The 26,126-nt window shown below is 64.5% G+C and carries 23 protein-coding genes and 1 pseudogene; 13 read left to right on the top strand and 11 right to left on the bottom strand.

The annotated features are described in order from the left end of the window. The first annotated feature begins 37 nt into the window (after positions 1-37). From IVA98_RS36535 to recQ, 5 genes are all read left to right on the top strand, one after another. Positions 38-1,597 (top strand): amidase family protein, encoded by a 1,560-nt coding sequence (locus tag IVA98_RS36535; RefSeq protein ID WP_247297773.1) that lies wholly within the window; start codon positions 38-40, stop codon positions 1,595-1,597. 290 nt (positions 1,598-1,887) lie between these two features. Continuing rightward, complete coding sequence (locus tag IVA98_RS36530; RefSeq protein ID WP_247356913.1) at positions 1,888-3,204, top strand: O-acetylhomoserine aminocarboxypropyltransferase/cysteine synthase family protein; 1,317 nt, start codon at positions 1,888-1,890, stop codon at positions 3,202-3,204. After that, positions 3,201-4,199 carry a homoserine O-succinyltransferase MetA gene (gene metA / locus IVA98_RS36525; RefSeq protein WP_247356911.1) on the top strand — a complete coding sequence of 333 codons (999 nt, stop codon included), beginning with the start codon at positions 3,201-3,203 and terminating at the stop codon, positions 4,197-4,199. The genes IVA98_RS36530 and metA overlap by 4 nt, the downstream gene beginning before the upstream one ends. 103 nt (positions 4,200-4,302) lie before the next feature. After that, positions 4,303-5,046 carry a polysaccharide deacetylase family protein gene (locus IVA98_RS36520; RefSeq protein ID WP_247297777.1) on the top strand — a complete coding sequence of 248 codons (744 nt, stop codon included), beginning with the start codon at positions 4,303-4,305 and terminating at the stop codon, positions 5,044-5,046. A 235-nt stretch (positions 5,047-5,281) separates the two neighbouring features. Then, positions 5,282-7,147 (top strand): DNA helicase RecQ, encoded by a 1,866-nt coding sequence (gene recQ / locus IVA98_RS36515; protein ID WP_247297778.1) that lies wholly within the window; start codon positions 5,282-5,284, stop codon positions 7,145-7,147. 101 nt (positions 7,148-7,248) lie between these two features. Here the strand turns inward: recQ and IVA98_RS36510 are convergent, their stop codons facing one another. After that, the gene (locus IVA98_RS36510) at positions 7,249-8,262 is read right to left on the bottom strand and encodes a 1-aminocyclopropane-1-carboxylate deaminase (RefSeq protein ID WP_247298003.1); all 1,014 of its coding nucleotides are present in this window, start codon (positions 8,260-8,262) and stop codon (positions 7,249-7,251) included. A 162-nt stretch (positions 8,263-8,424) separates the two neighbouring features. On the opposite strand from IVA98_RS36510, the gene IVA98_RS36505 reads away from it, so the two are divergent. From IVA98_RS36505 to IVA98_RS36495, 3 genes and pseudogenes are all read left to right on the top strand, one after another. Further along, positions 8,425-8,889, top strand: coding sequence for an Lrp/AsnC family transcriptional regulator (locus tag IVA98_RS36505; RefSeq protein WP_247276253.1), 465 nt, complete (start codon positions 8,425-8,427; stop codon positions 8,887-8,889). 81 nt (positions 8,890-8,970) lie between these two features. After that, positions 8,971-9,530: pseudogene (locus tag IVA98_RS36500) on the top strand (carboxymuconolactone decarboxylase family protein). Positions 9,531-9,735: 205 nt separating this feature from the next. After that, positions 9,736-9,981: a hypothetical protein gene (locus tag IVA98_RS36495; protein ID WP_247298006.1), complete on the top strand. Its 246-nt coding sequence runs from the start codon at positions 9,736-9,738 to the stop codon at positions 9,979-9,981. A gap of 8 nt (positions 9,982-9,989) precedes the next feature. On the opposite strand, the gene IVA98_RS36490 is transcribed toward IVA98_RS36495, so the two are convergent. Continuing rightward, positions 9,990-10,925: an alpha/beta hydrolase gene (locus IVA98_RS36490; protein ID WP_247297779.1), complete on the bottom strand. Its 936-nt coding sequence runs from the start codon at positions 10,923-10,925 to the stop codon at positions 9,990-9,992. A 114-nt stretch (positions 10,926-11,039) separates the two neighbouring features. On the opposite strand from IVA98_RS36490, the gene IVA98_RS36485 reads away from it, so the two are divergent. Continuing rightward, positions 11,040-11,927: a branched-chain amino acid aminotransferase gene (locus IVA98_RS36485; protein ID WP_247297780.1), complete on the top strand. Its 888-nt coding sequence runs from the start codon at positions 11,040-11,042 to the stop codon at positions 11,925-11,927. Positions 11,928-12,119: 192 nt separating this feature from the next. Here the strand turns inward: IVA98_RS36485 and IVA98_RS36480 are convergent, their stop codons facing one another. Together IVA98_RS36480 and phaR are read right to left on the bottom strand one after the other, a co-directional pair. Then, on the bottom strand, positions 12,120-12,737 hold the full coding sequence (locus IVA98_RS36480; protein WP_247297781.1) for a class I SAM-dependent methyltransferase: 618 nt from the start codon (positions 12,735-12,737) through the stop codon (positions 12,120-12,122). Between the two features lie 43 nt (positions 12,738-12,780). Then, positions 12,781-13,371, bottom strand: coding sequence for a polyhydroxyalkanoate synthesis repressor PhaR (phaR, locus tag IVA98_RS36475; protein WP_247276259.1), 591 nt, complete (start codon positions 13,369-13,371; stop codon positions 12,781-12,783). A gap of 304 nt (positions 13,372-13,675) precedes the next feature. Here phaR and IVA98_RS36470 point away from each other — a divergent pair, with 304 nt between their 5' ends. From IVA98_RS36470 to yddG, 3 genes are all read left to right on the top strand, one after another. Beyond that, a complete protein-coding gene (locus IVA98_RS36470) occupies positions 13,676-14,854 on the top strand; it encodes an acetyl-CoA C-acetyltransferase (RefSeq protein WP_247297782.1) in 1,179 nt (392 codons plus the stop codon). A gap of 248 nt (positions 14,855-15,102) precedes the next feature. Beyond that, positions 15,103-15,828 carry an acetoacetyl-CoA reductase gene (gene phbB, locus IVA98_RS36465; RefSeq protein WP_247276261.1) on the top strand — a complete coding sequence of 242 codons (726 nt, stop codon included), beginning with the start codon at positions 15,103-15,105 and terminating at the stop codon, positions 15,826-15,828. 115 nt (positions 15,829-15,943) lie between these two features. Continuing rightward, complete coding sequence (gene yddG / locus IVA98_RS36460; RefSeq protein WP_247297784.1) at positions 15,944-16,813, top strand: aromatic amino acid exporter YddG; 870 nt, start codon at positions 15,944-15,946, stop codon at positions 16,811-16,813. 6 nt (positions 16,814-16,819) lie between these two features. Here the strand turns inward: yddG and IVA98_RS36455 are convergent, their stop codons facing one another. Together IVA98_RS36455 and gloB are read right to left on the bottom strand one after the other, a co-directional pair. Further along, positions 16,820-17,242, bottom strand: coding sequence for a cupin domain-containing protein (locus IVA98_RS36455; protein WP_247297785.1), 423 nt, complete (start codon positions 17,240-17,242; stop codon positions 16,820-16,822). A 23-nt stretch (positions 17,243-17,265) separates the two neighbouring features. Next, positions 17,266-18,033, bottom strand: coding sequence for a hydroxyacylglutathione hydrolase (gloB, locus tag IVA98_RS36450; protein WP_247297787.1), 768 nt, complete (start codon positions 18,031-18,033; stop codon positions 17,266-17,268). 108 nt (positions 18,034-18,141) lie between these two features. On the opposite strand from gloB, the gene IVA98_RS36445 reads away from it, so the two are divergent. Next, positions 18,142-18,888 carry a class I SAM-dependent methyltransferase gene (locus IVA98_RS36445; RefSeq protein WP_247297789.1) on the top strand — a complete coding sequence of 249 codons (747 nt, stop codon included), beginning with the start codon at positions 18,142-18,144 and terminating at the stop codon, positions 18,886-18,888. Between the two features lie 54 nt (positions 18,889-18,942). Here the strand turns inward: IVA98_RS36445 and IVA98_RS36440 are convergent, their stop codons facing one another. The 5 genes from IVA98_RS36440 to IVA98_RS36420 form a co-directional block, all read right to left on the bottom strand. Further along, positions 18,943-19,704, bottom strand: coding sequence for a DUF4167 domain-containing protein (locus IVA98_RS36440; protein ID WP_247276266.1), 762 nt, complete (start codon positions 19,702-19,704; stop codon positions 18,943-18,945). Positions 19,705-20,164: 460 nt separating this feature from the next. Then, a complete protein-coding gene (prmC, locus tag IVA98_RS36435) occupies positions 20,165-21,046 on the bottom strand; it encodes a peptide chain release factor N(5)-glutamine methyltransferase (RefSeq protein ID WP_247297791.1) in 882 nt (293 codons plus the stop codon). Positions 21,047-21,049: 3 nt separating this feature from the next. Next, on the bottom strand, positions 21,050-22,135 hold the full coding sequence (prfA, locus tag IVA98_RS36430) for a peptide chain release factor 1 (RefSeq protein ID WP_247297793.1): 1,086 nt from the start codon (positions 22,133-22,135) through the stop codon (positions 21,050-21,052). A 58-nt stretch (positions 22,136-22,193) separates the two neighbouring features. After that, complete coding sequence (gene ptsP / locus IVA98_RS36425; RefSeq protein WP_247356907.1) at positions 22,194-24,461, bottom strand: phosphoenolpyruvate--protein phosphotransferase; 2,268 nt, start codon at positions 24,459-24,461, stop codon at positions 22,194-22,196. Between the two features lie 286 nt (positions 24,462-24,747). Further along, on the bottom strand, positions 24,748-26,004 hold the full coding sequence (locus tag IVA98_RS36420) for an aspartate kinase (protein WP_247297796.1): 1,257 nt from the start codon (positions 26,002-26,004) through the stop codon (positions 24,748-24,750). Positions 26,005-26,126 lie beyond the last annotated feature (122 nt).

The following is a 26,126-nucleotide window of genomic DNA, read 5'->3' as shown; positions in this document are numbered from 1 at the left end:
TTCGTAACGTCTACGGCGCAATTTCAGGAGATGCGACGTGGCGAAGGCGACGACCAAGAAGAAAACGGCTTCGAAGAAACCGGTAAAGACCTCCAGCAAGAAAAGCACAAGCCGCAAGGCCGTCGCTGCGAAGAAGACAAAGAAAGCCACGCGGCTCAAGCCGGCCTCATCGCGCCGTCCCAAGGGGCCGGCTTGGCAATGGTCGGCGGTCGAGACCGCGGCTGCGATCCGCTCCGGCGCAATCTCCGCCGTCGAGACGGTCGAAGCGCATCTCGAACGCATGCGCGCCGTCAATCCGAGGCTGAACGCCGTCGTCGTCGATCTCTCCGAAGAGGCGTTAAAAGCGGCGCATGCGGCCGACAGGCAGCGCGCGAAGGGCGGCGAGCTCGGCCTCCTGCATGGCGTGCCTGTAACCATCAAGGAAAATGTCGACTACGAAGGGCGGCCAAATTTCAACGGCGTTCCCGCCAACAAGGACCTCATCGCGCCGTCGGATTCCCCCGTGGTGCGCAACTTGAAAAAGGCCGGCGCGATCGTGATCGGGCTCACCAACACACCGGAATACTCCTTCCGCGGCTTCACCGACAATCCTCTGCACGGGCTGACGCTGAACCCCTGGGATCCGAACATCACCTGCGGCGGCTCCTCGGGCGGCGCAGGCTCGGCGGTGGCGGCCGGCATCGGCACCATCGCCCATGGCAACGACATCGGCGGCTCGCTGCGCTGGCCGGCGCATTGCAACGGTGTTGCCACCATCAAGCCGACGCAGGGACGGATCCCCGCTTTCAACGGAAGCGCCACCGCCGAGCGGCCGATGCTGGCGCATCTGATGTCGGCGCAGGGGCCGCTCGCCCGCCACGTCGCCGACGTTCGTCTCGCCCTGGAGGTGATGAGCCAACGCGATCCGCGCGATCCCTGGTGGGTGCCGGCGCCGCTCGTCGGGCCGAAGCCAAAGGGGCCGATCAAGGTTGCGCTGGCCAAGATCCCCGATGACATGGACGTTGAGCCGCAGGTTGCCGCGGCGCTGCGCCAGGCCGCGGATCATCTCGAGCGGTCCGGCTATCGCGTCAGCGAGGTCGAGGTGCCCGACATCAACGGCGTCTGGCAGACCTGGTGCGACATCATCACCAACGAGACCGTTGTGATGCAGGAAGCCAGCATGCTGAAGGTTACGTCCGAGGATTTTCACAAGGCCTGGGGCGGCATGAAGACCAAGGCCAACGTGCTCGATCTCAAAGCCTGGATGCAGGCGACGGCCGCGCGCAACGGCCACATCCGCGCCTGGCAATTGTTCTTTGAGGAGTATCCGGTCGTGCTGGCGCCGACCACGGTGAAGCCGACGCCGGGCCCGCGCGAGGATACCGTCAGCCCCGAGCGCGTGCGCGAGATCTTCTGGGGCGAGATCCGCTTCATCTCCGCGATTAACGTGCTGGGCCTGCCTGGCGCGGTAGTTCCGGTGGCAGTGCATGACGGCAGGCCGATCGGCGTGCAGCTCATTGCCGGGCGCTATCGCGAGGATCTCGCGCTCGATGCCGCGGCCGCGATCGAGAAGCGCGCCGGCGTGCTCGCTCATCGATTGTGGGAGACGATGGCCTGAAGCTAGGCAGGCTGTCGACGCGTTGACGGTGCACCCTTTGTCCCCTATGCGGTACGCAAAACCAAGGGAGAAGGGAAAAGTAACGCCGCTGGCGCGGCAACCTCGTCAATTCGTTAATCCAGTTTAACCCGAATTCTGGCCACATCGCCAACAAGCGTTAGGGTTACTTCCTCGATCTCTAGGCGAATTATTGTCCGCTTTACCACCCCCTTCTAACAGGAGGATGGCGGACAACGCACGCGCCTCATACAGGCCGATAAGTGCGGCCCGCTCCACGCGGAGGTGGCACGATGCGCAACGAGACGATCGCTATTCACGCCGGCTACGAACCGGAAGCCACAACGCACGCCGTCGCCGTGCCGATTTACCAGACCGCAGCCTATGCGTTCGACAGCGCCGATCATGGCGCGGCGCTCTTCAATCTCGAGGCCGAGGGCTTTCGTTACAGCCGCATCGCAAATCCGACCAGCGCGGTGCTGGAGAAGCGAATCGCTCAGCTCGAAGGCGGCGTCGGCGCGCTTGCGGTTGCGACCGGCCAGGCGGCGCTGCATTTCGCCTTTGTCAATGTCGCCGATCACGGCGGCAACATCGTCTCGGTGCCGCAGCTCTACGGCACCACACACACGCTGCTCTCCCACATCCTGCCGCGGCAGGGCATCACCGGCCGCTTCGCCGACAGCGATAAGCCCGAGGCGATCGAGAAACTGATCGACGAGAATACCCGTGCCGTATTCGCCGAGACCATCGGCAACCCCGCCGGCAATGTCTGCGACATCGAGGCGCTGGCGAAAATCGCGCATTCGCATGGCGTGCCGCTGATCGTCGACAACACGGTCGCGACCCCGATTCTGCTCAAGCCGTTCGACTACGGTGCCGATATTGCCGTGCATTCCCTGACCAAGTTCCTCGGTGGCCACGGCACCACGCTCGGCGGCGCCATCGTCGATTCCGGAAACTTCCCCTGGGGGAAACACGCCGACCGCTTCCCGGCTTACAACAAGCCGGATGCGTCCTATCATGGCCTCGTCTATGCCGAGCGGTTCGGCAGGACCGCCTACATCGAACGCGCGCGCAGCGTCTATCAGCGCACCATGGGTTCGGTGCTCTCGCCTTTCAATGCCTTCCTGCTGCTCCAGGGCATCGAAACCGTGGCGCTGCGCATGGAGCGCCACGTCGAGAACGCCCGCAAGGTCGCCGAATTCCTCCGTGGCGATCCGCGGGTGGCCTGGGTCAATTACACGGGCTTCCCGGACAGCCCCTATTATCCGCTGGTGCAGAAATATCTGAACGGCAACGCCTCTTCGCTGTTCACCTTCGGCATCAAGGGCGGCATGGAAGCCGGCAAGACCTTCTATGATGCGCTGAAGCTGATCACGCGCCTCGTCAATATCGGCGATGCCAAGTCGCTGGCCTGCCATCCGGCGTCGACGACGCACCGGCAGATGTCGGCAGAGCAGCAGCGCATAGCGGGCGTGCTGCCGGAGACGATCCGCCTGTCGATCGGCATCGAGCATTCCGCAGACATCATCGAGGACATCGACCAGGCGCTGGAAAAGGCTGTCCGTCGTCGCATCTGCAGGCCGCGGAGTAGGCGGCGGCGCCGATGACGATCTTGATCGACAGGGATCAAGTCATATCAAGCCCGGCCCTGGTGCCGGCCGAAGGTGATCTCGCGCGTGATCGCGGCGCCGAGCTGACCATCGGGCTGATCAACAACGTGCCGGACCCGGCGTTGAAGGCGACCGAGCGGCAGTTTATGAAGCTGCTCCAAGCGGCCGCAGGCTCGCGCCGCATCCGCTTTCACTGCTTCTCGCTTCCTTCGGTGAAGCGCTCGCCGGACGCCAAGTGGCATATCGAGAGCGAATATTCCGATCTTGCGGATCTCGGGCGCCGTCAATTCGATGGGCTGATCGTGACCGGCGCCGAGCCGGTCGCGCCCGAGCTCGACCAGGAGCCGTACTGGCGCGACCTGACCGAGCTGATCGACTGGGCCAAGGTCAACACGCGCTCGACGATCTGGTCGTGCCTCGCCGCGCATGCGGCGGTGCTGCATCTCGACCGTATCGAACGACGGCGGCTGCCGGCCAAATGTCACGGCATCTTCGACTGCGAAGCCGTGACGAACGATCCGCTGACGCGCGGTGCGCCTATGCCGCTCAAGGTCTCGCATTCGCGCCTGAACGAGATCGCCGAGAGCGAGCTCGTGCAAGCCGGGTACCGGGTGCTGACGCGCTCGGAAGAGGCCGGCGTCGACGTCTTTGTCCGCCAATATGCCAGCCGCTTCGTGTTCTTCCAGGGCCACCCGGAATATGACGCGCTGTCGCTCCAGCGCGAATATCTGCGCGACGTCGGTCGCTATCTCGCCCGTGAGCGCGAGAATTATCCGAACTTGCCCGTGAGTTATTTTGACGCAGCGACGGAAGAGAAGCTGGCCCGCTTCGAGAAACAGGCACGGCACCAGCGCCATCCCGCGCTCACCAACGAATTGCCTGCGCTGAATTTGCGCGTCGATATCGCCGCCGGTACCGCAGCGGCAGCGTTATTCCGGAACTGGCTGCAATATCTCGATACGGATGCCGACGTATCGGTCCCTGCGTGCTAGCCGAAGGGTGTTGGCTCCATGTTAGGATTACCCGAGCGTTAGGCTTGCCTCAACCAGCGCGCGAATGTTTCAGTAGCGCATACGGAATCACGGGAAACGCAGCGTGTGGTCGGCATTCCAGGGACGCGTGAGCAATCGGCTGGCTCGGCATTTCCGCGCCGCGCCGCACCGGTTGCCTGCGCGCGCGCCGATGGTGAGCTTCACCTTCGACGATGCCCCAGATAGCGCTGCAGGGGAGGGTGCCGAACTCCTGGAGCAACATGGCGGCCGCGGCACATTCTACCTCTCGGGCAGCCTGATCGATCAGCCGTCGGATCATTGGCAGGGCCTGTCGAACGACGCGATCGTGCGGCTTCACCGCGCCGGCCACGAGATTGCCTGCCACACCTTCTCGCACCAGAGCGCGGTCGATCTCGACGAAGCCGCCATGGAACGCGAGATCGAGCGCAATCGCGACCATTTCCGCAGCATCGATTCCTCGATCATGCTGGAGAACTTCGCCTATCCGTATGGTCTCGCCTCGGTTTGGCGCAAGCCGCAGCTTGCAAGAGCCTACCGTTCGGCGCGCGGCATCCTTCCCGGCGTCAATCACGGCGTCATCGACCTTCAGTTCCTGCGTGCTTCGCCCTTGATCGACCGCGACATCGATACGACAGGCATCGATCGCTATTTCGACGAGGCGGTCGCAAGCGGCGGATGGCTGATCTTGTACGGCCATGACGTCGCCGACCGGCCGAGCCCCTATGGTTGCACGCCGCATTTGATGCGCCATGCGCTGAAGGCGGCCGAGAAGCGCAGTGTACCGATCCTGACCGTCGCGGAGGCGCTGCGAAGGATCGGAGCATAGCGGCTGTTCTTCCCTTTTCCTCTTGTGGAGAAGGTGGCGCGAAGGGCCGCATGAGGGGTATGTCGCCGCGAAACAAGTCTCATCGAATGCGCGGTCAGAGACCCCTCACTATGCGGCGAGCCAGCCTCTCTCAAAAGCGGAGAGGGGAACACTATACCCTGCCGCGCAAACGGTCTTGCCATGCCCGCTCGGTCGTGCGACTGGCGTTGACCGAAAGCTCAATGTCCTCACGCCCATGTCCTCTCCTTCGACCGCTCCGCTGTCTGCTCCGGCCAACGGCCGCGACGCGCTGTCGGTCTTGCATTCGGTGTTCGGCCTGCCGGGGTTCCGCGGCGCGCAGGGTGAGATCATCCGGCACGTGACCGAAGGCGGCAATTGCCTTGTGCTGATGCCTACCGGCGGCGGCAAGTCGCTCTGCTATCAACTCCCCTCACTGCTGCGCGAAGGCTGCGGCATCGTGGTCTCGCCGCTGATCGCGCTGATGCGCGATCAGGTTGCGGGCCTGATCGAAGCAGGTGTGAACGCGGCCGCGCTGAACTCGTCCCTGACTCCGCACGAAGCCTCGGAGGTGGAGCGCCGCCTGATCGCGGGCGATCTCGACCTGCTCTATGTCGCGCCGGAACGGCTGGTGACGCCGCGCTGCCTGTCGATGCTGGCGCGGGCGAAGGTGGCGCTGTTCGCGATCGACGAGGCGCATTGCGTCTCGCAATGGGGCCACGACTTCCGGCCCGAATATGTCGGTCTGTCCGTCATCGCCGAGCGCTTTCCCGATGTCCCGCGCATCGCGCTGACCGCGACCGCCGACGATCTGACCCGCAAGGAAATCGTCGAGCGGCTTCAGCTTGCCGGGTCCCCGCAATTTATCTCCAGCTTCGACCGGCCCAACATCCGCTACGAGATCGTCGACAAGCGCAATGCGGTGTCTCAGCTGAAGGAGTTCATCCGCGAGCGCCACATGGGCGATGCCGGCGTGGTCTATTGCCTGTCCCGCAACCGCGTCGAGGAGGTCGCTGCCGCGCTTCAAGACGCAGGCATGGCCGCGCTGCCCTATCATGCCGGCCTCGACAGCAGCGTGCGCTCCCGGAATCAGGACCGCTTTCTCAACGAGGACGGCATCGTCATCGTCGCGACCATTGCGTTCGGCATGGGCATCGACAAGCCTGACGTGCGTTTCGTCGCCCATCTCGATCTGCCCAAAAGCATCGAAGCCTATTATCAGGAGACGGGGCGCGCCGGCCGTGACGGCAAGCCCTCCGCCGCCTGGATGGCCTACGGCCTCTCCGACATCGTGCAGCAGCGCCGCATGATCGACGAGTCGAACGCTTCCGACGAATTCAAGCGCGTCTCGATCGGTAAGCTCGACGCGCTGGTCGGCCTTGCCGAGACGCCGCATTGCCGGCGTCGGCGGCTGCTCGCCTATTTCGGCGAGATCGTGATGGCCGAGAGTTGCGGCAATTGCGACAATTGCCTGACGCCGCCGAAAATGCGTGACGGCAAGGTGCTGGCGCAGAAGCTGTTGTCCTGCGTCTACCGCACCGGCCAACGCTTCGGGGCAATGCATTTGATCGACGTGCTGGTCGGGCGCCTGACCGAGAAGGTGATGCAGTTCAGCCATGACAAGCTGTCGGTGTTCGGCATTGGCCGCGAGCTCAACGAAAAGCAGTGGCGCACGGTACTGCGGCAATTAGTGGCAATGGGGCATTTGCAGAGCGACAGCGAAGCATTCGGCGCGTTGAAGCTGACGGACTCTTCGCGGGGCGTGCTGCGCGGCGAAACGGAAGTGTGGCTGCGCGAGGAGGCGCCCGGCACCCGCATCCGTTCGAGACGGGTCAAATCGCGCCGCGGCGACCTCGCACCCGCGGCGAGCGCGCCGCAAGGCGACATCGATCCCGAATTGCGCGCGCGGCTGCGCTCCTGGCGTTCCGACGTCGCCCGCGAGCGCGGCGTGCCCGCCTATGTCGTGCTGCACGATGCCACCATCGACGGCATCGTTCGGGCCTGGCCGACGACGCTGGATGAACTCCGCAACGTGCCCGGGATCGGCGACAAGAAGCTCGAGCATTACGGCGACGAGCTGTTGCAGATCGTCAGGGCGAGCTAGCGAGTAGTCTTCGCCCAACGCGACCCTGTGGCTCTCGGTGCCGGATCTGTGCTCATGCTTGTCCGGACGACAGCCGTGTATGTGGCGGGATCTGCGCCACCTCACCCATTCCGGAACGCATAGGCATACCCGTTCAACGCGGGCGCGCCGCCGAGATGGGCGTACAGGATCTTCGCGCCCTTCTCGAAATAGCCCTTCTTCGCAAGGTCGATCAGGCCCTGCATCGACTTGCCCTCGTAGACGGGGTCGGTGATCATGCCTTCGAGCCGCGCGGTGAGGCGGATCGCTTCCTTGGTCTCTTCCGACGGCACGCCGTAGGCGGGATAGGCATAGTCCTCGATCAGCACGACGTCGTCGGGGACGAGCTCCTTGCCGAGCTCGACGAGCTTTGCGGTGTTCTGCGCAATCTCGAGCACCTGGGCTTTCGTCTGGCTAGGCGTGAACGACGCATCGATGCCGATCACCTTGCAGGCGCGGTCGTCGGCGGCGAAGCCGACCAGCATGCCGGCATGGGTCGAGCCGGTGACGGTGCAGACGACGATGTAGTCGAATTTGAAGCCGAGCTCCTTCTCCTGCTTGCGCACTTCCTCGGCGAAGCCGACATAGCCAAGGCCGCCGAATTTGTGCACGGAGGCGCCGGCCGGAATCGCGTAAGGCTTGCCACCCGCCGCCTTCACCTCCTCGATCGCCTGCTCCCAGCTCTTGCGGATGCCGATGTCGAAGCCGTCGTCGACCAGGCGCACGTCGGCACCCATGATGCGCGAGAGCATGATGTTGCCGACGCGGTCATAGACGGCGTCCTCGTGCGGTACCCACGCTTCCTGCACCAGACGGCACTTCATGCCGAGCTTGGCGGCGACCGCCGCGATCATGCGGGTGTGGTTGGATTGCACGCCGCCGATCGATACCAGCGTGTCGGCGTTGGAGGCGATCGCATCGGGAATGATGTATTCGAGCTTGCGCAGCTTGTTGCCGCCGTAGGCAAGGCCCGAATTGCAGTCCTCGCGCTTGGCGTAGACCTCGACTTGACCGCCGAGATATTTCGATAGCCGCTCAAGCTTCTCAATTGGCGTCGGACCGAAGGTGAGCGGATAGCGCGCGAATTTTTTCAGCATCATGGGTCATCCCGATTGGCATTGGGCTGGCCGCAGCGACTAGCACTTGCTGCAAGAAAGGTGCTCTCAAATACTGCACCAATCTTGCGCCGTTGCTTGCAAAAATGACATCAATTACGCCTATTTATGCCGTGATGACCGCTAAAGATGAGAGATTCTTCCATGCCTTCCCGGCTCGACCGTATCGACCTTAAAATATTGCGATTGCTTCAGAATAACGGCCGGCTCAGCAATGCCGAGCTGGCCGAAACCGTCGCGATCAGCCCCGCCACCTGCCATCGCCGCACCCAGCGCCTGTTCGAGGACGGCTTCATTGCGACTGTGCGCGCGATGGTGGCGCCGAAGAAGGTGGCCAAGGGCACGCTGGTGATGGTCGGCGTCGTGCTCGACCGCTCGACCCCGGAGAGTTTTGCCACTTTCGAGCAGGCGATTACAAAACTGAAATTCGTGCTCGATTGCCACCTCGTCGCCGGCGATTTCGACTATTTCCTCAAGATCCGTGTCGGCGACATGGAGGATTTCAACCGTATCCATGGCGAGCAGCTGATCGCGCTGCCCGGGGTGCGCCAGACCCGCACCTTCTTCGTGATGAAGGAAGTCGTCGACAACGCGCCGCTGGAGTTTTGAGCGCGCCCGTCACAGCAACTTCACTTGCCCTGCGCGCGCATGCAGGCGAGCTTCGCATCTTCTCAAAGAGGAGATCCCGCCGTGCGCCTTTCCATTCTCGATCCCAAGGATCTGGCCGACGAACAGAAGCCGCTTTATGACGACATGCGAGCCGGCATCAAGGACCATTTCAAGGGTTTTGTGAACATGCGCGACGACGGCGCGCTGCTGGGGCCGTGGAATCCCTGGCTGCGCGAGCCGCGCTTCGGCAAGCCGGTATGGGAGCTGGTCAAGGCGATCGCGTCGAACCCGCTGCTGCCGGCACCGGTGCGCGAGGTCGCCATCCTCGTCACCGGCTCGCATTTCCGCTCCGGATACGAACTCTACGCCCACGTGCTGGTCGCCGAGCAGCGCGGCTGTCCGACGAGAAGCTCGCGACCATCGTCGCTGGACAGCGGCCGGTCGATCTCACCAAGCAGGAAGCGGTCGCCTACGACATGGCCTCGGCGCTGGTCGGCGGCGGCGTGCTGCCGGAGCTGACCTGGCGCGCCGCCGTGAAGGAGTTCGGCGAGCACGGCGCAGCCGAGCTGTCTTATCTCGTCGGCGTCTACTGCATGGTCTCGGTCACGCTCAACACCTACGACGTGCCGGTGCCGGATTAGCCCCCGGATCGAACCGGGCGCGCGGCTCATCCCGGTGCGGCGATTTGGCGACAGAACCGGTGCGCTGGTCGCGCGTTCGAGCAAGTGGCGCCGTCGGCTGCTGGACCATCCGGATGCCGAACGCTATTTTGCTGCCGCCACGGCGACGCATTCGCCGGTTACGGCCGAACTAAACACTGCGCAGGACAATAGAGACATGAAAGCCATGAACACCTCACGCCGTATCCTGCTCACGGGTCTGGCTGGGCTTGCTATCGCTCCGACCGCGGTGGCCGCCGCGCCGAAGCCTGCCACCGAGGATACGACGGTCGCGGAAGAGCGCTATGCGCGCATGATCGCGGCCGCGCATGCACCCGACGTCAGCTGTGCACGACAGGCCGAACTTTACGCTGATGCACATTGGCCTGAATATGTCGTGGCAGCCAGGGCCGTGCTCGACGCGCGGGTGTGATTGGCGTTCTATCTCTCCACCGCTCGCCTGACCTGCTCGCCGATTTGCGACAGCACGAGCTGCGCCTGCGGCAGGATGGCGCCCATGGCGTGGAAATTGTGAATCATGCCGTCATGGCAGGTGTGCTCGACGACCACGCCCGCGGTCAGCAGCTTGCGCGCATAGGCATTGCCTTCGTCACGCATCGGGTCGAATTCGGCGGTATGGATGATCGCCATCGGCAGGCCCGCGAGCCGTGTCGCGCGTAGCGGCGAGATGCGGGGATCGGCGGCATCCAAGCCCTGAGGCAGATAGTCGGCGAGGTCGGCTTCCATGGTGGCGCGATCGATCAGGTGGCCCTCGGCGAACGCCTCGCGTGACGGCGAGATCTCCTCGAAATCCAGCACCGGGCAGATCAGGCATTGCGCGACGATGGAGAGGCCTGCGTTCTGCATCGCCTCCTGGCACACGATCGCAGCCAGCGTGGCGCCGGCGGAATCGCCGCCGACCACCAGCCGCTCCGCATCGATGCCGAGTGTTGGCGCTTCACGCGCGACCCACTCGGTGGCGGCGATCGCATCGTCGACGGCGGCAGGGAATTTGTGTTCGGGCGCGAGCCGGTAGTCGACCGAGACAAGGCGGCAGCCCGTCGCATGCGCCAGCGCCGCTGCGATGCGGTCGTGCGTGGCGATGCTGCCGGCGACGAGCCCGCCGCCGTGAAAGAACACGAATCCCGGCGTGCGTTCACCGGCACTTGCGGGCGCATAGAGGCGATAGGGCAGCTCGCCGCCAGGACCCGGCAGCCTGCCATTGGACGTCGTCACATCCGGCGCATCAGCGCGCGCGAACTGCATCAGTTTCGCGAGCGACTGCCGCCGTGCCTCGACGCTCGGCCGGCTTCGTGTCTGCGGCGCGGCGGCAGCCATCATGGTCAACAAACGTTTTGCGAGCGGATCGAGCGGCATGGATCTTTCATTCTCCGACAAGGGAAGAGGGTAACTGTCTTCCCGCAGGGAATCATTTAGAAATTGCGACCAATAGTGGCGCGTTAATGCGGCATCACGCCAGGGAGGCCGGTCATGGCCGAGATCAGGAAGCCCATCGAATATTCACCGAGCTGGACCTTCTTCGAGGGCAAATGGCAGGACGGCAATGTGCCGATCATGGGCCCGCGGACGCATGCGGCTTGGCTCGGCTCTGTCGTGTTCGACGGCGCGCGTGCGTTCGAGGGTGTGGCGCCCGATCTCGACCGCCACGTCGCCCGCGCCAATCAATCGGCGGTCAACTTTGGCCTCAAGCCGGTGGTCGATACCGACACCTGGCTCACGCTCGCGCGCGAGGGCATTGCGCGCTTTGCGGCCAACGCCGAGCTCTACATCCGTCCGATGTATTGGGCGCAGCACGGTTCGGGCGGCGGCGTGCTGTTCGATCCCGAGACTACCAATTGGTGCCTGTGCATCTACGAGGCGCCGATGCCAAAACCCGTCGGCAACGCCATCACGCTGTCGCCGTTTCGCAGGCCTACCGCCGAATGCGCGCCGGTCGAGGCCAAGGCCGCCTGCCTCTATCCGAACAATTCGCGCGCGCTCGCTGAGGCCGCCTCGCGCGGCTTCCAGAACGCGTTGATGCTCGACATGCTCGGCAATGTCGCCGAGTTCGGCAATTCCAACGTGTTCATGGCCAACGACGGCGTGGTCTACACCCCCGTGCCCAACGGAACGTTCCTCAACGGCATCACGCGCCAGCGCGTCATCAACCTGCTTCGCGCCGACGGCGTCGCCGTGGTCGAGAAGACGCTGCGCTATGCCGACTTCCTCGCTGCTGACGAGATCTTCTCCACCGGCAATTTCGCCAAAGTCGCGCCGGTTGTCCGCATCGACGAGCGCGAACTGAAGCCGGGTCCGTTCTACGCCCGGGCGCGAAAACTCTATTGGGATTTTGCGCATGCGGTGAAGCTGGCGGCGTAGCTGCCATTACTCCGCTGTCATCGTCCGACTTGATCTGGCGATCCAGTATTCCAGAGACAGTTGTGACTCCTCGATAGGCGCGGCGTGCTGGATGCCCCCGGTCCCGGCTCCGCCAAGGCTACGCCGGGGCCTCAAGGGTGCTCGGCCGCCGAAGCTTTAGCGAAGGCGGCAAGCCGGGGCATGACACCGTTTCTAAAGGCTTCGCTCAAACCGGCTGAACTGAAACGCCTGCGTCGAATGCCACGGCGTATGGTGGATTTCGCTACGCGTCTCGATCAGCTCGAACTCGGCCCCCAATTCCGCCAAAAGGCTCGAACTGTCATGGCGCTGCACCGGCAGGCCGCTGCATTGCTCCGGACCGTCGGGCGCGAACGTCGCGATGATGACGTAGCCGCCGGGCGCAAGCGCCGACCGCAGGCGCTCGACATAGGCGGCCCTGTCGCGGGATTCGGTCAGGAAGTGAAACGCTGCGCGATCGTGCCATAGATGGTAGGTCTTTGCTGAGCGCCATGTCGTGACATCGGCAACGATCCAGTCAACCACTGAAGCGGCTGCGCCGAGGCGTTTCTTCGCGACGTCAAGCGCATTGGCGGAGAGATCCAGCACGGCGACGTCGCGATGTCCGTCCTGCAACAGAGCATCGACTAATCGCGATGCGCCGCCGCCAATGTCGATGATGGCGGCCTCGCGGTCCAAATTGGCTGCTCTGATCATCGCGAGCGAGGTCGCCGGGCTGTTCTGAAACCAGCTGACCTCGGCTTCGCCCTTGGTGGCGTAGACGTTATCCCAATGCGCGCGTCGATCGGGCATGTTGCGTCCTCCGGCTCGCGGAGAGCCGGCTCAATGGATAGACCTACTCGTCCTTCTTCGACATCCGCTCGAGGCGTTCCTGCATTTCCTTCATCTGCTGGCGCAGATCGTCGATGTTGCTGTCCTTCGGCGCCTCGGCATTTGCATCGGGCTCCGGCTCCGGAGTGGCCGCCGGACGGGGCGCGGCGAAGGGCTTGAACATCGAGAAGGTCTGCTGGAAAAGCTCCATGTTGCGGCGGACCTGCTCCTCGAGCGGCGCAAACGGTGTGCCGGACAGCGTGTTGGCGATCTGCTTGCGGAACTTCTCCTGCTCCTGCGTCAGTGTCGCGATCGACTGTTCCAGATATTTCGGCACCACCATCTGCATGCTGTCGCCGTAGAAGCGGATGAGCTGGCGCAGGAAGGTGGTCGGGAGCAGGTTCTGGCCGGCCTTGTTCTCCTGCTCGAAGATGATCTGGGCGAGCACGGAGCGGGTGATGTCGTCACCGGTCTTGGCGTCGTAGACCAGGAAATCTTCGCCGTCCTTGACCATGGCGGCGAGGTCCTCGAGCGTCACGTAAGTGCTCGTTCCGGTATTATAGAGCCGGCGGTTCGCGTATTTCTTGATGGTGGTGGGTTGGTCTGATTTCGCCATGGGCTCTCACTTGCAAACGCGGAGAACAGGAACCCAGCGGGCTATGCCGCAGGGCGGGAAGAGTACGCAACGCAACAAAATAAGCATTTTCAAAGGGGTCACGCTACCGTTTTGTGCGGCACGGTTAATCGGAGAGCAAAAACGTGCTTGCGAAAGCGCCAAGAACGCTATTTTGAATGCGCTGCGGCATGAATTCGGCCGCCGGCCGATTGACATGCCGCAATGACGTTAACAGGATGCCGACCGAGACTGGCGAGCCGTTTCCCCAGCCCCGCCTACCCCCATTCAACCTCAGGAGATGCCCATGTCAGACGATGTCGTCATCGTCAGCGCCGCCCGCACCCCGGTCGGAAGCTTCAACGGAGCGTTCGCGACTCTTCCCGCCCATGATCTCGGCGCCATCGCCATCAAGGCTGCACTGGAGCGCGCCGGCATCGAGCCCGGCCGGGTTTCGGAGGTCATCATGGGTCAGATCCTGACCGCAGCTCAGGGCCAGAACCCAGCCCGTCAAGCCTCGATCGCCGCCGGCATTCCGGTGGAGAGCCCGGCCTGGGGCGTCAACCAGCTCTGCGGCTCCGGCCTGCGCACGGTCGCGCTCGGCTACCAGGCGCTGCTCAACGGCGATTCCGAGATCGTGGTCGCTGGCGGACAGGAGTCCATGAGCATGGCCCCGCACGCCCAGCACCTGCGCGGCGGCGTCAAGATGGGCGGTCTCGAATTGGTCGACACCATGATCAAGGACGGCCTGTGGGATGCCTTCAACGGCTATCACATGGGCAACACCGCCGAAAACGTCGCGCGGCAGTGGCAGATCACCCGCGCCCAACAGGACGAGTTCGCGGTCGCCTCGCAGCAGAAGGCCGAGGCCGCGCAGAAGGCCGGCAAGTTCAACGACGAGATCGTTCCCGTCACCATCAAGACCCGCAAGGGCGACGTCGTCGTCAGCGCCGACGAATATCCGCGCCATGGCGCGACGCTCGATGCGATGGCCAAGCTCAAGCCGGCCTTCGAGAAGGACGGCACGGTCACTGCGGGCTCTGCTTCGGGCATCAATGACGGCGCTGCCGCCGTGGTGCTCATGAGCGCCAAGCAGGCCGCCAAGGAAGGCAAGAAGCCGCTTGCCCGCATCGTGTCCTGGGCGCAGGCCGGCGTCGATCCGAAGATCATGGGCTCGGGCCCGATCCCGGCCTCGCGCGCCGCGCTGAAGAAGGCCGGCTGGAATGTCGGTGATCTCGACCTGATCGAAGCCAACGAAGCCTTCGCGGCACAGGCCTGCGCCGTCAACAAGGACCTCGGCTGGGACACCTCCAAGGTCAACGTCAATGGCGGCGCGATCGCCATCGGTCATCCGGTCGGCGCGTCCGGCGCCCGCGTGCTGGTCACGCTGCTGCACGAAATGCAGAAGCGCGATTCGAAGAAGGGCCTTGCCACGCTGTGCATCGGCGGCGGCATGGGCATTGCGATGTGTCTGGCACGCGACTGAGAAGAACCTGACACGTACCTTAACTTGCGCGTGCGCTGCACACGTCAATGAGTGCGTTGCACGCGATTAAAAAGGCGGCGGTTGCAAATCAAATATTCTTCGCAACTGCGCACGTCTCGACTAAAGAGAAACGCCCGGCTCGACGCCGGGCGTTTTGTTCTTGATGTCCGTCAAACGTCCCGCATAATCCGCAGTTAAAAAACGATCGCGTCAGAAACGTCCGAAGAGTCCAAGGGAAGGAATACGACATGGCACGTGTTGCATTGGTCACGGGTGGTACGCGGGGCATCGGTGCTGCCATCAGCAAGGCGCTGAAGGCGGCGGGCTACAAGGTTGCGGCGAGCTATGCCGGCAACGATGCTGCGGCGGAGAAGTTCAAGGCCGAGACCGGCATCGCGGTCTACAAATGGGACGTCAGCAGTTTCGACGCCTGCGCCGAGGGCGTGAAGAAGGTCGAGGCCGATCTCGGCCCGATCGAGGTGCTGGTCAACAATGCCGGCATCACCCGCGACACCGCGTTCCACAAGATGACGCTCGAGCAGTGGAACGCTGTCATCAACACCAATCTCGGCTCGCTGTTCAACATGACGCGCCAGGTGATCGAGGGCATGCGTGCGCGCAAGTTCGGCCGCATCATTTCGATCTCGTCGATCAACGGCCAGAAGGGGCAGTTCGGGCAAGTCAACTATTCAGCGGCGAAGGCCGGCGACATCGGTTTCACCAAGGCGCTCGCGCTCGAGAACGCCAAGGGCGGCATCACCGTCAACGCGATCTGCCCCGGCTACATCAATACCGAAATGGTGCAGGCGGTGCCGAAGGACGTTTTGGAAAAGAGCGTGATTCCGCAGATTCCCGTCAACCGGCTCGGCGAGCCCGAGGAGATCGCGCGGGCAGTCGTGTTCCTGGCGGCGGACGAGGCCGGCTTCATCACCGGGTCGACCATGACCATCAATGGCGGCCAGTATCAGGCCTGATAGGGCCGCAGGCTTTTGAGCCAAAAGCCTGTAGCCTCAGGCGCGACAAGGCGATAGTGAAGACGCAAATGCCCGGCTCCGCGCCGGGCATAAGCGTCCTCAGAGCCCTTGATCGATGACTCCCCGCACCGCGACGCTGATCGGATTGACCGCGATCCTGATGTGGTCGCTGCTGTCAGTGATGACGGTGGCGACTGGAAAGATCCCGGCGTTCCAGCTCGCCGCAATGACCTTCGCGATCGGCGGTCTCGTCGGCCTGCTCACCTGGATTGGTCGCGGCGAGGCGGCAAGCAGCGTGCGCCAGCCGCTCGTCGTCTGGGTCGTCGGCGTCGGCGGCCTGTTCGGCTATCACGCGCTCTATTTCCTTGCTCTGCGCTTCGCCCCGCCGGCAGAAGCCGGCCTCTTGAATTATCTCTGGCCGCTGCTGATCGTGCTGTTCTCGTCCTTCCTGCCGGGCGAGCGGCTCGCCCTGCATCACATCGCCGGCGCCGTGCTCGGACTTGTCGGCACCGTGCTGCTGTTGGCCGGCAACACCTCGGGCTTCGCGTCGGGCGCGGTGCCGGGACTGGTCGCGGCCTTCATCGCCGCCTTCGTCTGGGCGAGCTATTCGGTGCTGTCACGCCGGCTCAAGGCGGTTCCGACCGACGCGGTCGCGGGCTTCTGCCTCGCCACCGCCGCGCTTGCCGCGCTGATGCATGCTCTGCTCGAAACCACGGTCTGGCCGGAGACCGCGCTGCAATGGCTCTCCGTGGCCGCGCTCGGCATCGGTCCCGTCGGTGCTGCCTTCTACGCCTGGGACATCGGCATGAAGCGCGGCGACATCCGCGTGCTCGGCGCCGCCTCCTATGCGACGCCGCTATTGTCGACCGGCTTCCTCATCGCTGCCGGCTTTGCGAAAGCCAGCACCAACATCGCCATCGCCGCCATCCTGATCGCCGGTGGCGGCCTGATCGCGGCGAAGGACATGGTGCTGCGGAAGCAGTGAACGGGCCTACGGCTCCCAGCCCGGCGGCGCGAGCTCGAATTTCGCGAACTCGAATGCGGGCGCGACGGTGCAGCCGACCAGCGTCCATTCGCCGGTCGTTTCCGCCATCTGCCAGGCATTCGCCGGCACGATGGCCTGCGGCCGCTCGCCGCTCACGAGATCCGTGCCGAGCTGCACCTCGTGCTGCGAGCAGCCCTCGTGCGCGATGCGCAGCATCAAGGGACTGCCGGCGTAATAGTGCCAAACTTCGACTGCATCGATGCGATGCCAGTGCGAGCGCTCGCCGCGCGCGAGCAGGAAATAGATCAAGGTCGAACGCGAGCGCCCGTTGCTATCCGTGGTCTGGTCGCGAAACGTCTCGCGGTAGTGCCCGCCTTCGGGATGGGGGCGAAGTTCGAGGCGGGCGATGATCTCGGCTGCAGTCGGCATCGATCCCCGTCAGGACTTGTGCTTCAGGATTTGTTCTTGCGCTCGCGTAGCTCGCCGAACACCGCGGCGGCATCCGCGCCCTTCATGTGCAGCCTGGCTGCGACCGATGGCTCATCGGCGCGCAGGAACACGTTGGCCCGCTTCTCGTCGCCGAGCAGGGCGGGAATGGTCGGCTTGTTCTCGGCCCGCAGCCTCGCAACTTCCGCTGCGCGCGCCTGGAGCGCCGCGTTGTCCGGCTCGATGGTGAGCGCGAACTTGACGTTGGACGCCGTGTATTCGTGGCCGCAATAGAGCTTGAAGTCGTCGGGCAGGGCCCGCAGCTTCAACAGCGAGTCCCACATCATCGGATAGGTGCCCTCGAACACGCGGCCGCAGCCGATCGAGAACAGCGTATCGGCGGCGAACACGGTCTTTTCATTGTCGAACACGTAAGAGATGTGGTCGAGCGTGTGGCCCGGCGTCTCCACGACCCGCGCCAGCAGGTTGCCGATCTTGACCACGTCCGCATTGGCGACACGCAAATCGACGTCGGCAATTCTCGTCGTCTTGTCGTGCGGCGCGACGACGCGGCAACTGAATTTCCGCTTGAGTTCGGCGACCCCGCCGACATGATCGCCATGATGATGGGTGATCAGGATGTCGGTGAGTTGCCAGCCCTCGCGCTCCAGCGCCTTGAGGATGGGACCTGCCTCCGGCGCGTCGATCGACGCCGTCGCCTTGGTTTCCTCATCGTGGATCAGATAACCGAAATTGTCGCTTAAACAGGTGAAAGTACGAATTTCGGCGGCCATGACATCTCCATCGCGCTCAGCCCCGCCAGACAAATATGGCGTTAACGTTGCGCAGGCAATGCAATATTCCGCGCGCGGCGGCGGCCTTGCGCATGTTACATTGCCGCCATGACCATCGACGTCGTCGACCTCCGCGAGTTCTATTCCCGCCGCCTCGGGATCGTGGCGCGACAAATGATCAACCGTGGCATCAGGCAGCGCTGGCCGGGCGCGGCGGGTCAACGCGTACTCGGCATCGGCTATCCCACGCCCTATCTCGGACTGTTCCGCGAGGACGCGGAGCGCTGCCTCGCGTTCATGCCGGCGGCCCAGGGGGTCCTGAAATGGCCGACGGGGCGGCCGGCGCTGGCCTCGCTGGTCGATGAATTCTCGCTGCCGCTTCCTGACGCCGCGGTCGACCGCATTCTCCTGGTCCACGCGCTCGAGATGTCGGACGACCCGGCTGCGCTGCTGCGCGAAGTCTGGCGCGTGCTGGCGCCGTCCGGCCGCGTCATTGCGGTGATCCCGAATCGGCGTGGGGTGTGGACGCGCACCGACAGCACGCCGTTCGGCCACGGCCGGCCCTATTCGCGCTCACAGATCACCGAGCTGCTGCGCCAGACCTGGTTCACGCCGACCGCCTGGGGCGAGGCGCTGTTCATGCCGCCTTATGCCGGCGGCTGGGTCTTGAAATCGGCGCAGATGTGGGAGCGCGCCGGCGCGGCGCTGTCACTGCCCTTTGCCGGCGTGCACATCGTCGAAGCCACCAAGCAGGTCTACCGCGCGATTCCCGCCAAGCGCGAGCGGACACGGCTGATTCCCTCGTTGGCGAAGCCCGTCTTGGTGCCGTCCTCGACGACGGTAACCCGGAGCTGAAAGCAAATCGTCCCGGCGGAGCCGGGACGATTCAGTTTACGAAAACCAACCAGCTCATTCGCCGGGCGCGAGATCGTCGTTGGATGCCGCCGGCGCGGCTTCGCGCTCGGGGCGGGGGCCATGCGGCCGACGCCGCCGCCGCGGATAACGCTCGCTGCCGCCACCGCCCTCGAAACCGCCCTGGCCGCCATTCGCGCCGACATTCACTTGCGGCTGCGCGCCGGTGATGAAGGAGGGCAGGCGATCGACGTTGCCGGCATCGGCAATGACGGGCTGCGGCTGGTTCGGCGGTTGCGGCGGCTGGTATTGCGGTTGCGGACGATGGTCGCGTTCGCGGTGCTCGCGCGGCTGCTGCTGGTCGCGGTGATATGGCTGCTGGTTCTCGCGCTGCTGATCACGCTGGCCGTCGCGGTCGCGCATGAAAGGCTGCTGCGGCGGCTGCGGCACGAAGCCCGGCTCCTGGCCGAAAGCCGAGAAATTCTCGCCATCGTCCTCGCCGTCGTCGTTACTGGCGGTCGGCTCGTCACCGCGCGGCTGCTGCTGGTTCTGGCGGAACTGCTCCTGGGCGGCGGCGATCAGGCGGAAATAATGCTCGGCATGCTGGTAGTAGTTCTCGGCTGCAACCGGGTCGCCGGAGGAGCGCGCATCGCGCGCGAGCTGAAGATACTTTTCAGCAATGTGCGAAGCCGTGCCGCGGATCTTGATGTCGGGCCCGTTGGACTCGTAGACCCGGGTCATCGGGTTCTGGCCGCGCCGGTTGTTGTTGTTATTGTTGTTGCGGTTGCGCATCCGCTGCTTGTTCTGACCGTTTCTCATGTCCTGCCTTTAATTCCAGCCCTAAAGGTTGCACGCGTTACTGATTGCTAGGAGTGGCCTGGTGACAGCGGTTCACGACTCTCGCACGCACCGCGCGCAAGAGGGTCCTGAACCCTGCCGATGTTCGTCGACCGTCGCGTTCAACAAAGACGCGTTCCCCACCCGCCAGCATTCATTGCCAGCGAACCCATTCATATCGCCTGCCGAAACAAGCCCAGCTTTCTTGCGTAAGTCTTCAAGCGCAAATTCAGGCTTTCGTTCACGTTGCGGTCGGAGTGCAGCGCAGCTCCACTGGCCATCGCGCTCAACAGGACCTGCGGCTTGGAACCTATATCAGTAAGCTCTCGCCCGAGAGCCCGGCTTTCGCCCGTAGGTCTACGGGGCCGGCACCGATGTGTTGACCGGAACGTAGTCGTTCCCACGGGATATTCCAAGAGGTTTTTACAGGCCATTCCGGCTTTTATGGGGGCATTTTTCGGGCCGAAACGGCCCGCGGAATACCCGCCAGATCGGCCTTGGGTGGCCTGTCCACCACTAACGCCGCAGCCAGCATCAAGGTTTCAATATTTCCGGCCTGGCCCTGTCCGGCCTCCACGATCAGCGCGCCGCGGGGGGCGAGACGTTCGCTCGCCTGCGGGATCAGGGCGCGATAGGCGTCGTATCCGTCATTGCCGCCGTCGAGCGCCAGATGCGGATCGTGTTCGCGCACCTCGATGCTCAATTTAGGGATTTCGGCGGATGGAATATAGGGCGGATTCGACACGATGAGATCGAAGGGACCCGAGAGCGCGGCGGCATAGGAGCAGGCAATGAAGGCGGCGCGGTCGGCAAGGCCGAGCGCTGTGGCATTGTCCCTGGCGGTTGTGAGCGCGGTCAGGCTGAGATCGGTGGCGACGCCGAAAGCGTCAGGGATCTCATGCAGCAGCGCCAGCAGGATCGCGCCGGATCCGGTGCCGATGTCGGCGATGCGAGGTGGATAAGCTGCCTTCTGCTCGCGAAGGATTTCGAGTGCAAGCTCGACCACGGTCTCGGTATCGGGACGCGGGACCAGGGTTGCTTCGGACAGACGAAATGGCAGTCCCCAGAATTCGCGTGTCCCGAGGATGCGCGCCACCGGCTCGCCGGCGATGCGACGCTGTGCGTGCTGCGCGAGCCGCGACGCCTCGGCATCCGTGAGCGAGCGGGTGGCCTGCGCGATCAGGCCGGTGAGGTCGAGGCCGAGCACCGCACCGAGCAGGATGCGGGCATCGAGATCGGCTTCGTCGCGCTGCGCCGACCTCAATTGTGTGGCCAGCGTGCGCCGTGCACTCTCGATCGATTGTCCGGTGAAGGGATTGCTCACGCGTCAGGCCGCCGCGCCTTGCGCGGCGAGCTGCGCGGCCTGGTGCTCGGTGGTCAGAGCGTCGATCAGCTCGCCGAGTGCTTCCCCCGCGATCACCTGTGGCAGCTTGTAGAGCGTCAGATTGATGCGATGGTCGGTCACGCGCCCCTGTGGAAAGTTATAGGTGCGGATGCGCTCGCTGCGGTCACCGGAGCCGACCTTCTCCTTGCGCTCGGCCGACCGCGCGGCGTCGACGCGCTGGCGCTCGGCGTCGTAGATGCGCGAGCGCAGGATGTTCATGGCGGAGGCGCGGTTCTTGTGCTGGGAGCGGCTGTCCTGCATCATCACCACGATGCCGGTCGGGATGTGGGTGATGCGGATCGCCGATTCGGTCTTGTTGACGTGCTGGCCGCCGGCGCCCTGCGCACGCATGGTCTCGATGCGCAGATCGTCGTTCTTGATGTCGACGTCGACATCCTCGACCTCCGGTAGCACCGCGACCGTCGCCGCCGAGGTGTGAATACGCCCTTGCGTCTCGGTATCGGGCACGCGCTGCACGCGGTGCACGCCGGATTCGAATTTCAGCTTGGAGAACGCGCCGCGGCCCTGCACCTCCGCGATGATCTCCTTGTAGCCGCCAACGGTGCCTTCGCTGGCCGAGATCACCTCGACCTTCCAGCCCTGCAGGCTGGCGAAGCGCTCGTACATCCGGAACAGATCGCCGGCGAACAGCGAAGCCTCGTCGCCGCCGGTGCCGGCGCGGATTTCCAGCACGACGTTGCGGTCGTCCATGGCGTCTTTGGGCAGTAGCGCGACGCGGATCTTCTGGACCAGGTCCTCGATCCTGGCCGTCAGCTCGTCGCGTTCGGCTTCCGCCATGCTGCGCATCTCGGCGTCTGTCGCGGGATCGGCGATCAGGGCCTCGGTGTCGGCGAGCTCCTTGACTGCGGAACGATAGGTCTTCACCGCCTCGATCAGCGGCGTGATCTCGGCGAGCTCGCGGGTGATCTGCACATAACGGTCGGAGGCGAGCTGGCCGAGCGATTCGGCCTCGAGCGAGGCGTGATGCGCGAGCAGGACGTCGAGTTTGGCTTCGGGGAGTGGCGACATCGGTTCAGTCTCAAATGGGCGGGCGGAGGCGAGGTGAGCGGAAGCGGCGCCAGGCCCGCTACAACGCCAGGCCTTCGGCCTCGGCAAATTCCGTCAGCTTCTGCCGGATCGAGACGCTGCCCGCGGGCGCGTCCAGCAACGGGCCGAGCATGGCTTCGGCCTTCCTGGCGTCGAGGTCGAGCGCCATGGCCTTGACCGGGCCGAGGGCGGTCGCCGACAGCGAGAGCGAGCGATAACCCAGTGCGATCAGCGCCAGCGCGCCGACCGGCTTCGAGGCCATTTCGCCGCAGAGCGAAAGCGACTTCTTGGCCGCATGGGACTTGCGTGCGATGTCGCGCAGCGCGCGCAAGATCGGCGCCGACATGGTGTCGAAGCGCTCGGACACTTTTGGGTTGCCACGATCGACAGCGAACAGAAACTGGAACAGATCGTTCGAGCCGACCGAGATGAAGTCGACCTTCCTCAGGAGCTCGTCGAGCTGGTAGAGCAGGGCGGGCACCTCGACCATGGTGCCGATGTCGATCCGCTCCGGCAGCGTGTGGCCGTGCTGGCGTAAATATGTGAGTTCGCGCTCGACCAGCGCCTTGGCCGCATCGAATTCGGCGACTTCCGAGATCATCGGGAACATGATGCGCAGTGCGCGGCCGCCGCCGGCGCGCAACAGCGCGCGGATTTGGCCGCGCAACAGGCCGGGCCGATCGAGCCCGAGCCGGATCGCGCGCCAGCCGAGCGCGGGATTCTCCTCGACCACCGCTTCCATGTAGGGCAGCGCCTTGTCGCCGCCGATGTCGAGGGTGCGGAAGGTGACGGGCTTGCTGCCGGCCGCATCCAGCACGGTGCGATAGAGCGCGAGCTGGTCACTGGTGCGCGGCAGGCTCTGGCCGACCATGAATTGCAATTCGGTGCGGAACAGGCCGATGCCGGCGCTGCCGGTGTCCTCGATATGGGGCAGGTCGATGGCGAGACCTGCGTTGATCATGAGCTCGACCTTCTGGCCATCCTTGGTCACGCAAGGCCGGTCGCGCAGTGCGAGGTACTGCGCCTGGCGGCGGGCGCGGAAGCGCACGCGCTCGGCGAAGGCGGCCTCGATTTCCTGCGAGGGGCGCACATAGATCGAGCCCGACGTGCCGTCGACGATGATGGCGTCGCCGGGATCGGCGATACCCGGCGCGTTCGGGACTTCACCGACCGCAGGAATTCCGAGCGCGCGCGCCACGATCGAGACGTGGGAATTGGCGGTGCCTTCCTCCAGCACGATGCCGCGCAGGCGCTTGCGGTCGTAGTCGAGCAGCGCCGCCGGGCCCATCGCACGCGCGATGACGATGGCGTTGTCGGGCAATTGCTCGCGGGAGGGCGCGTGGTCCTGGCCGACCAGCTGCCGCATCAGCCGGTAGCCGAGATCTTCCAGGTCGTGCAGGCGGTCGCGCAAATATGGATCGGTCGAGCGCAGCATGCGCGCGCGGGTGTCGGACTGGACGCGCTCGACGGCGGCCTCCGCGGTGAGGCCGGTGGCGACCGCCTCATGCAGCTTGTGCGACCAGCCCTGGTCGTTGGCGAACATGCGATAGGCTTCCAGCACCTCGCGGTGCTCGCCGCCCTCCGCGACGTCGCCGCGCTCAAGCATGCGGTCGAGATCGGCGCGCAGCTTGGCGAGCGCGGTGTCGAGCCGCTTGATTTCTTTCGGCAGGTCCTCGGCGATGTAGTCCTTGATGACCACGCGCGGCTCGTGCAGCACGACATGGCCGAGCGCGATGCCTTCCGACAGGATGGCGCCGACCTTCTGCGCGGAATGGCGCGCGGCAGGCTCTTGGCCCGGCTGGGCCAGCGCGGATAGTTCGCCGGAGGCAATCAGCTCCGCCAGCACCATGGCGGTGGTCTGGAGCGCCTCGAGCTCCTCCTCGACATAGTTGCGCTTGGCGCGGTTCTGCACCACCAGCACGCCGAGCGTGTTGCCGGCCCGCAGGATCGGGACGCCGAGGAAGGAGTGGTAGATTTCTTCGCCGGTCTCGGGGCGGAACGAAAAGGCCGGGTGGCTCTGCGCATCGCTTAGATTGAGCGGCGTCGCTTCGCTGGCGACGAGGCCGACCAGGCCCTCATGGGCGCTGAGCACCGTGTGATGCACCGCCTCGCGATTGAGACCTTCGGTGGCGTAGAGCTCGAGCGTGTTGTCGACGCGCAGCACATAGACCGAGCAGACCTCGGCCACCATATTGGCGGCGATCAGCACCACGATCTTGTCCAGCCGCTCCTGGGCCGAAACCTGCTCCGCCATGGTTTCGCGGAGCCGTCTCAATAAGACGCGGGGACCTCCCGACGCGCTCCGCATGAACCGTCAATCTCCTCCGTCTGCCGAGCCCGAAAGGGTCGTCGGCGGCTGGCCCAGAAATCCAGAAAAGCAACAAAGCCTGCTCGTCCGGCGCCGGCCCAAGCTCAATCTAGTGAGCCTTGACGCTTTTGCCGAATCGACACCGCTTCAACTGGGGCACAGTTTTCGGCAGCCAACCCTGTTCGCCGTATAGCGAATTGGGGCTTCTTTTGCCAAGCAAAACGCCTGCCAAACGCGAATGTGTGGACGCCTTCGCGTTTGCTGCGACCGCTAAGAGAAAATTCGTCTAAGTCTGATCGAGGCCGTAGAGCGTGTGCAGGGTGCGCACTGCAAGCTCGGTATAGGCCGCATCGATCAAAACCGAGAATTTGATCTCGGAGGTTGTAATGGCCCGGATATTGATATTCCGTCTGGCGAGGGCCGAGAACGCCTGGGCAGCAACGCCGGCATGGCTGCGCATACCGCTGCCGATCACCGAGATCTTGGCGACGTCGGTGGCGGTGTCGAGCCGGGCATAGCCGATCTTGGCCTTGGCGGCGGTAATTGTGTCCTTGGCGCGGGTGTAGTCGGCGGCCGGCACCGTGAAGGTGAGGTCGGTGGTCTTGCCGTCTTCAGAAACGTTCTGAACGATCATGTCGACGTTGATGTTGGCGTCCGCCAGCGGGCCGAAGATCGAGGCCGCGACGCCCGGCTTGTCCTCGATCTGGCGCACCGAGATCTGGGCCTCGTCCTTGGAGAAGGCGATACCGGTGACGACGTGGCTTTCCATGATCTCCTCCTCGCCGCAGATCAGCGTGCCGGGCGGCTGGTTGGCATGCGGGTCGATGTCCTCGGGCTTGTCGAAGCTTGAGCGGACGAAAATCGGCATGTTGTGGACCATGCCGAGTTCCACCGAGCGGACCTGGAGCACTTTGGCGCCCTGGGAGGCCAGTTCCAGCATGTCTTCGAATGCGATCTTGTCGAGCCTCTTGGCCTTCGGCACGATTCGTGGATCGGTCGTGTAGACGCCGTCGACATCGGTGTAGATATCGCAACGGTCCGCCTTGACGGCGGCGGCGACCGCCACGGCCGAGGTGTCGGAGCCGCCACGGCCGAGCGTGGTGATGCGACCAGTCTCGGGGTTGATGCCCTGGAAGCCGGCGATCACCGCGACCTCCTTGCGCTCCCTAAAGCGCTTGATGATCTCGCTGCCGTCGATGTCCTCGATTCGGGCCGAGGCATGGGCGTCGCTGGTCTTGATCGGTATCTGCCAGCCCTGCCAGGAGCGGGCCTGGATGCCCATGCCCTGCAGCACGATGGCAAGCAGGCCGGACGTCACCTGTTCGCCGGAGGCCACGACGGCGTCGTACTCGCGCGCATCGTGCATGGGCGAGGCCTCGGTGCACCAGGCCACCAGCTCGTTGGTCTTGCCGGACATCGCCGAGACGACAACGGCTACTTCATGGCCGGCGTCGACCTCGCGCTTCACATGGCGCGCGACGTTGCGGATACGTTCGATGTTGGCGACGGATGTGCCGCCGAATTTCATCACGAGGCGGCTCATGACGGCGCGTGCATTCCCTCATAAGGATCAGTATGGTGACCGCACCGGACGGGTGCCTCGCGGATACCGACCGCGCGTATACAGAGCGGCGGGGCCGGGGGCAAGCGGGTTCCTGCGGGGGC

Origin of the sequence: Bradyrhizobium sp. 160 (genome assembly GCF_023073735.1) — a bacterium.
Lineage (GTDB): Bacteria > Pseudomonadota > Alphaproteobacteria > Rhizobiales > Xanthobacteraceae > Bradyrhizobium.
The sequence above is the reverse complement of the archived record's forward strand: the minus strand, read 5'-3'. Positions and strand labels throughout refer to the sequence as shown.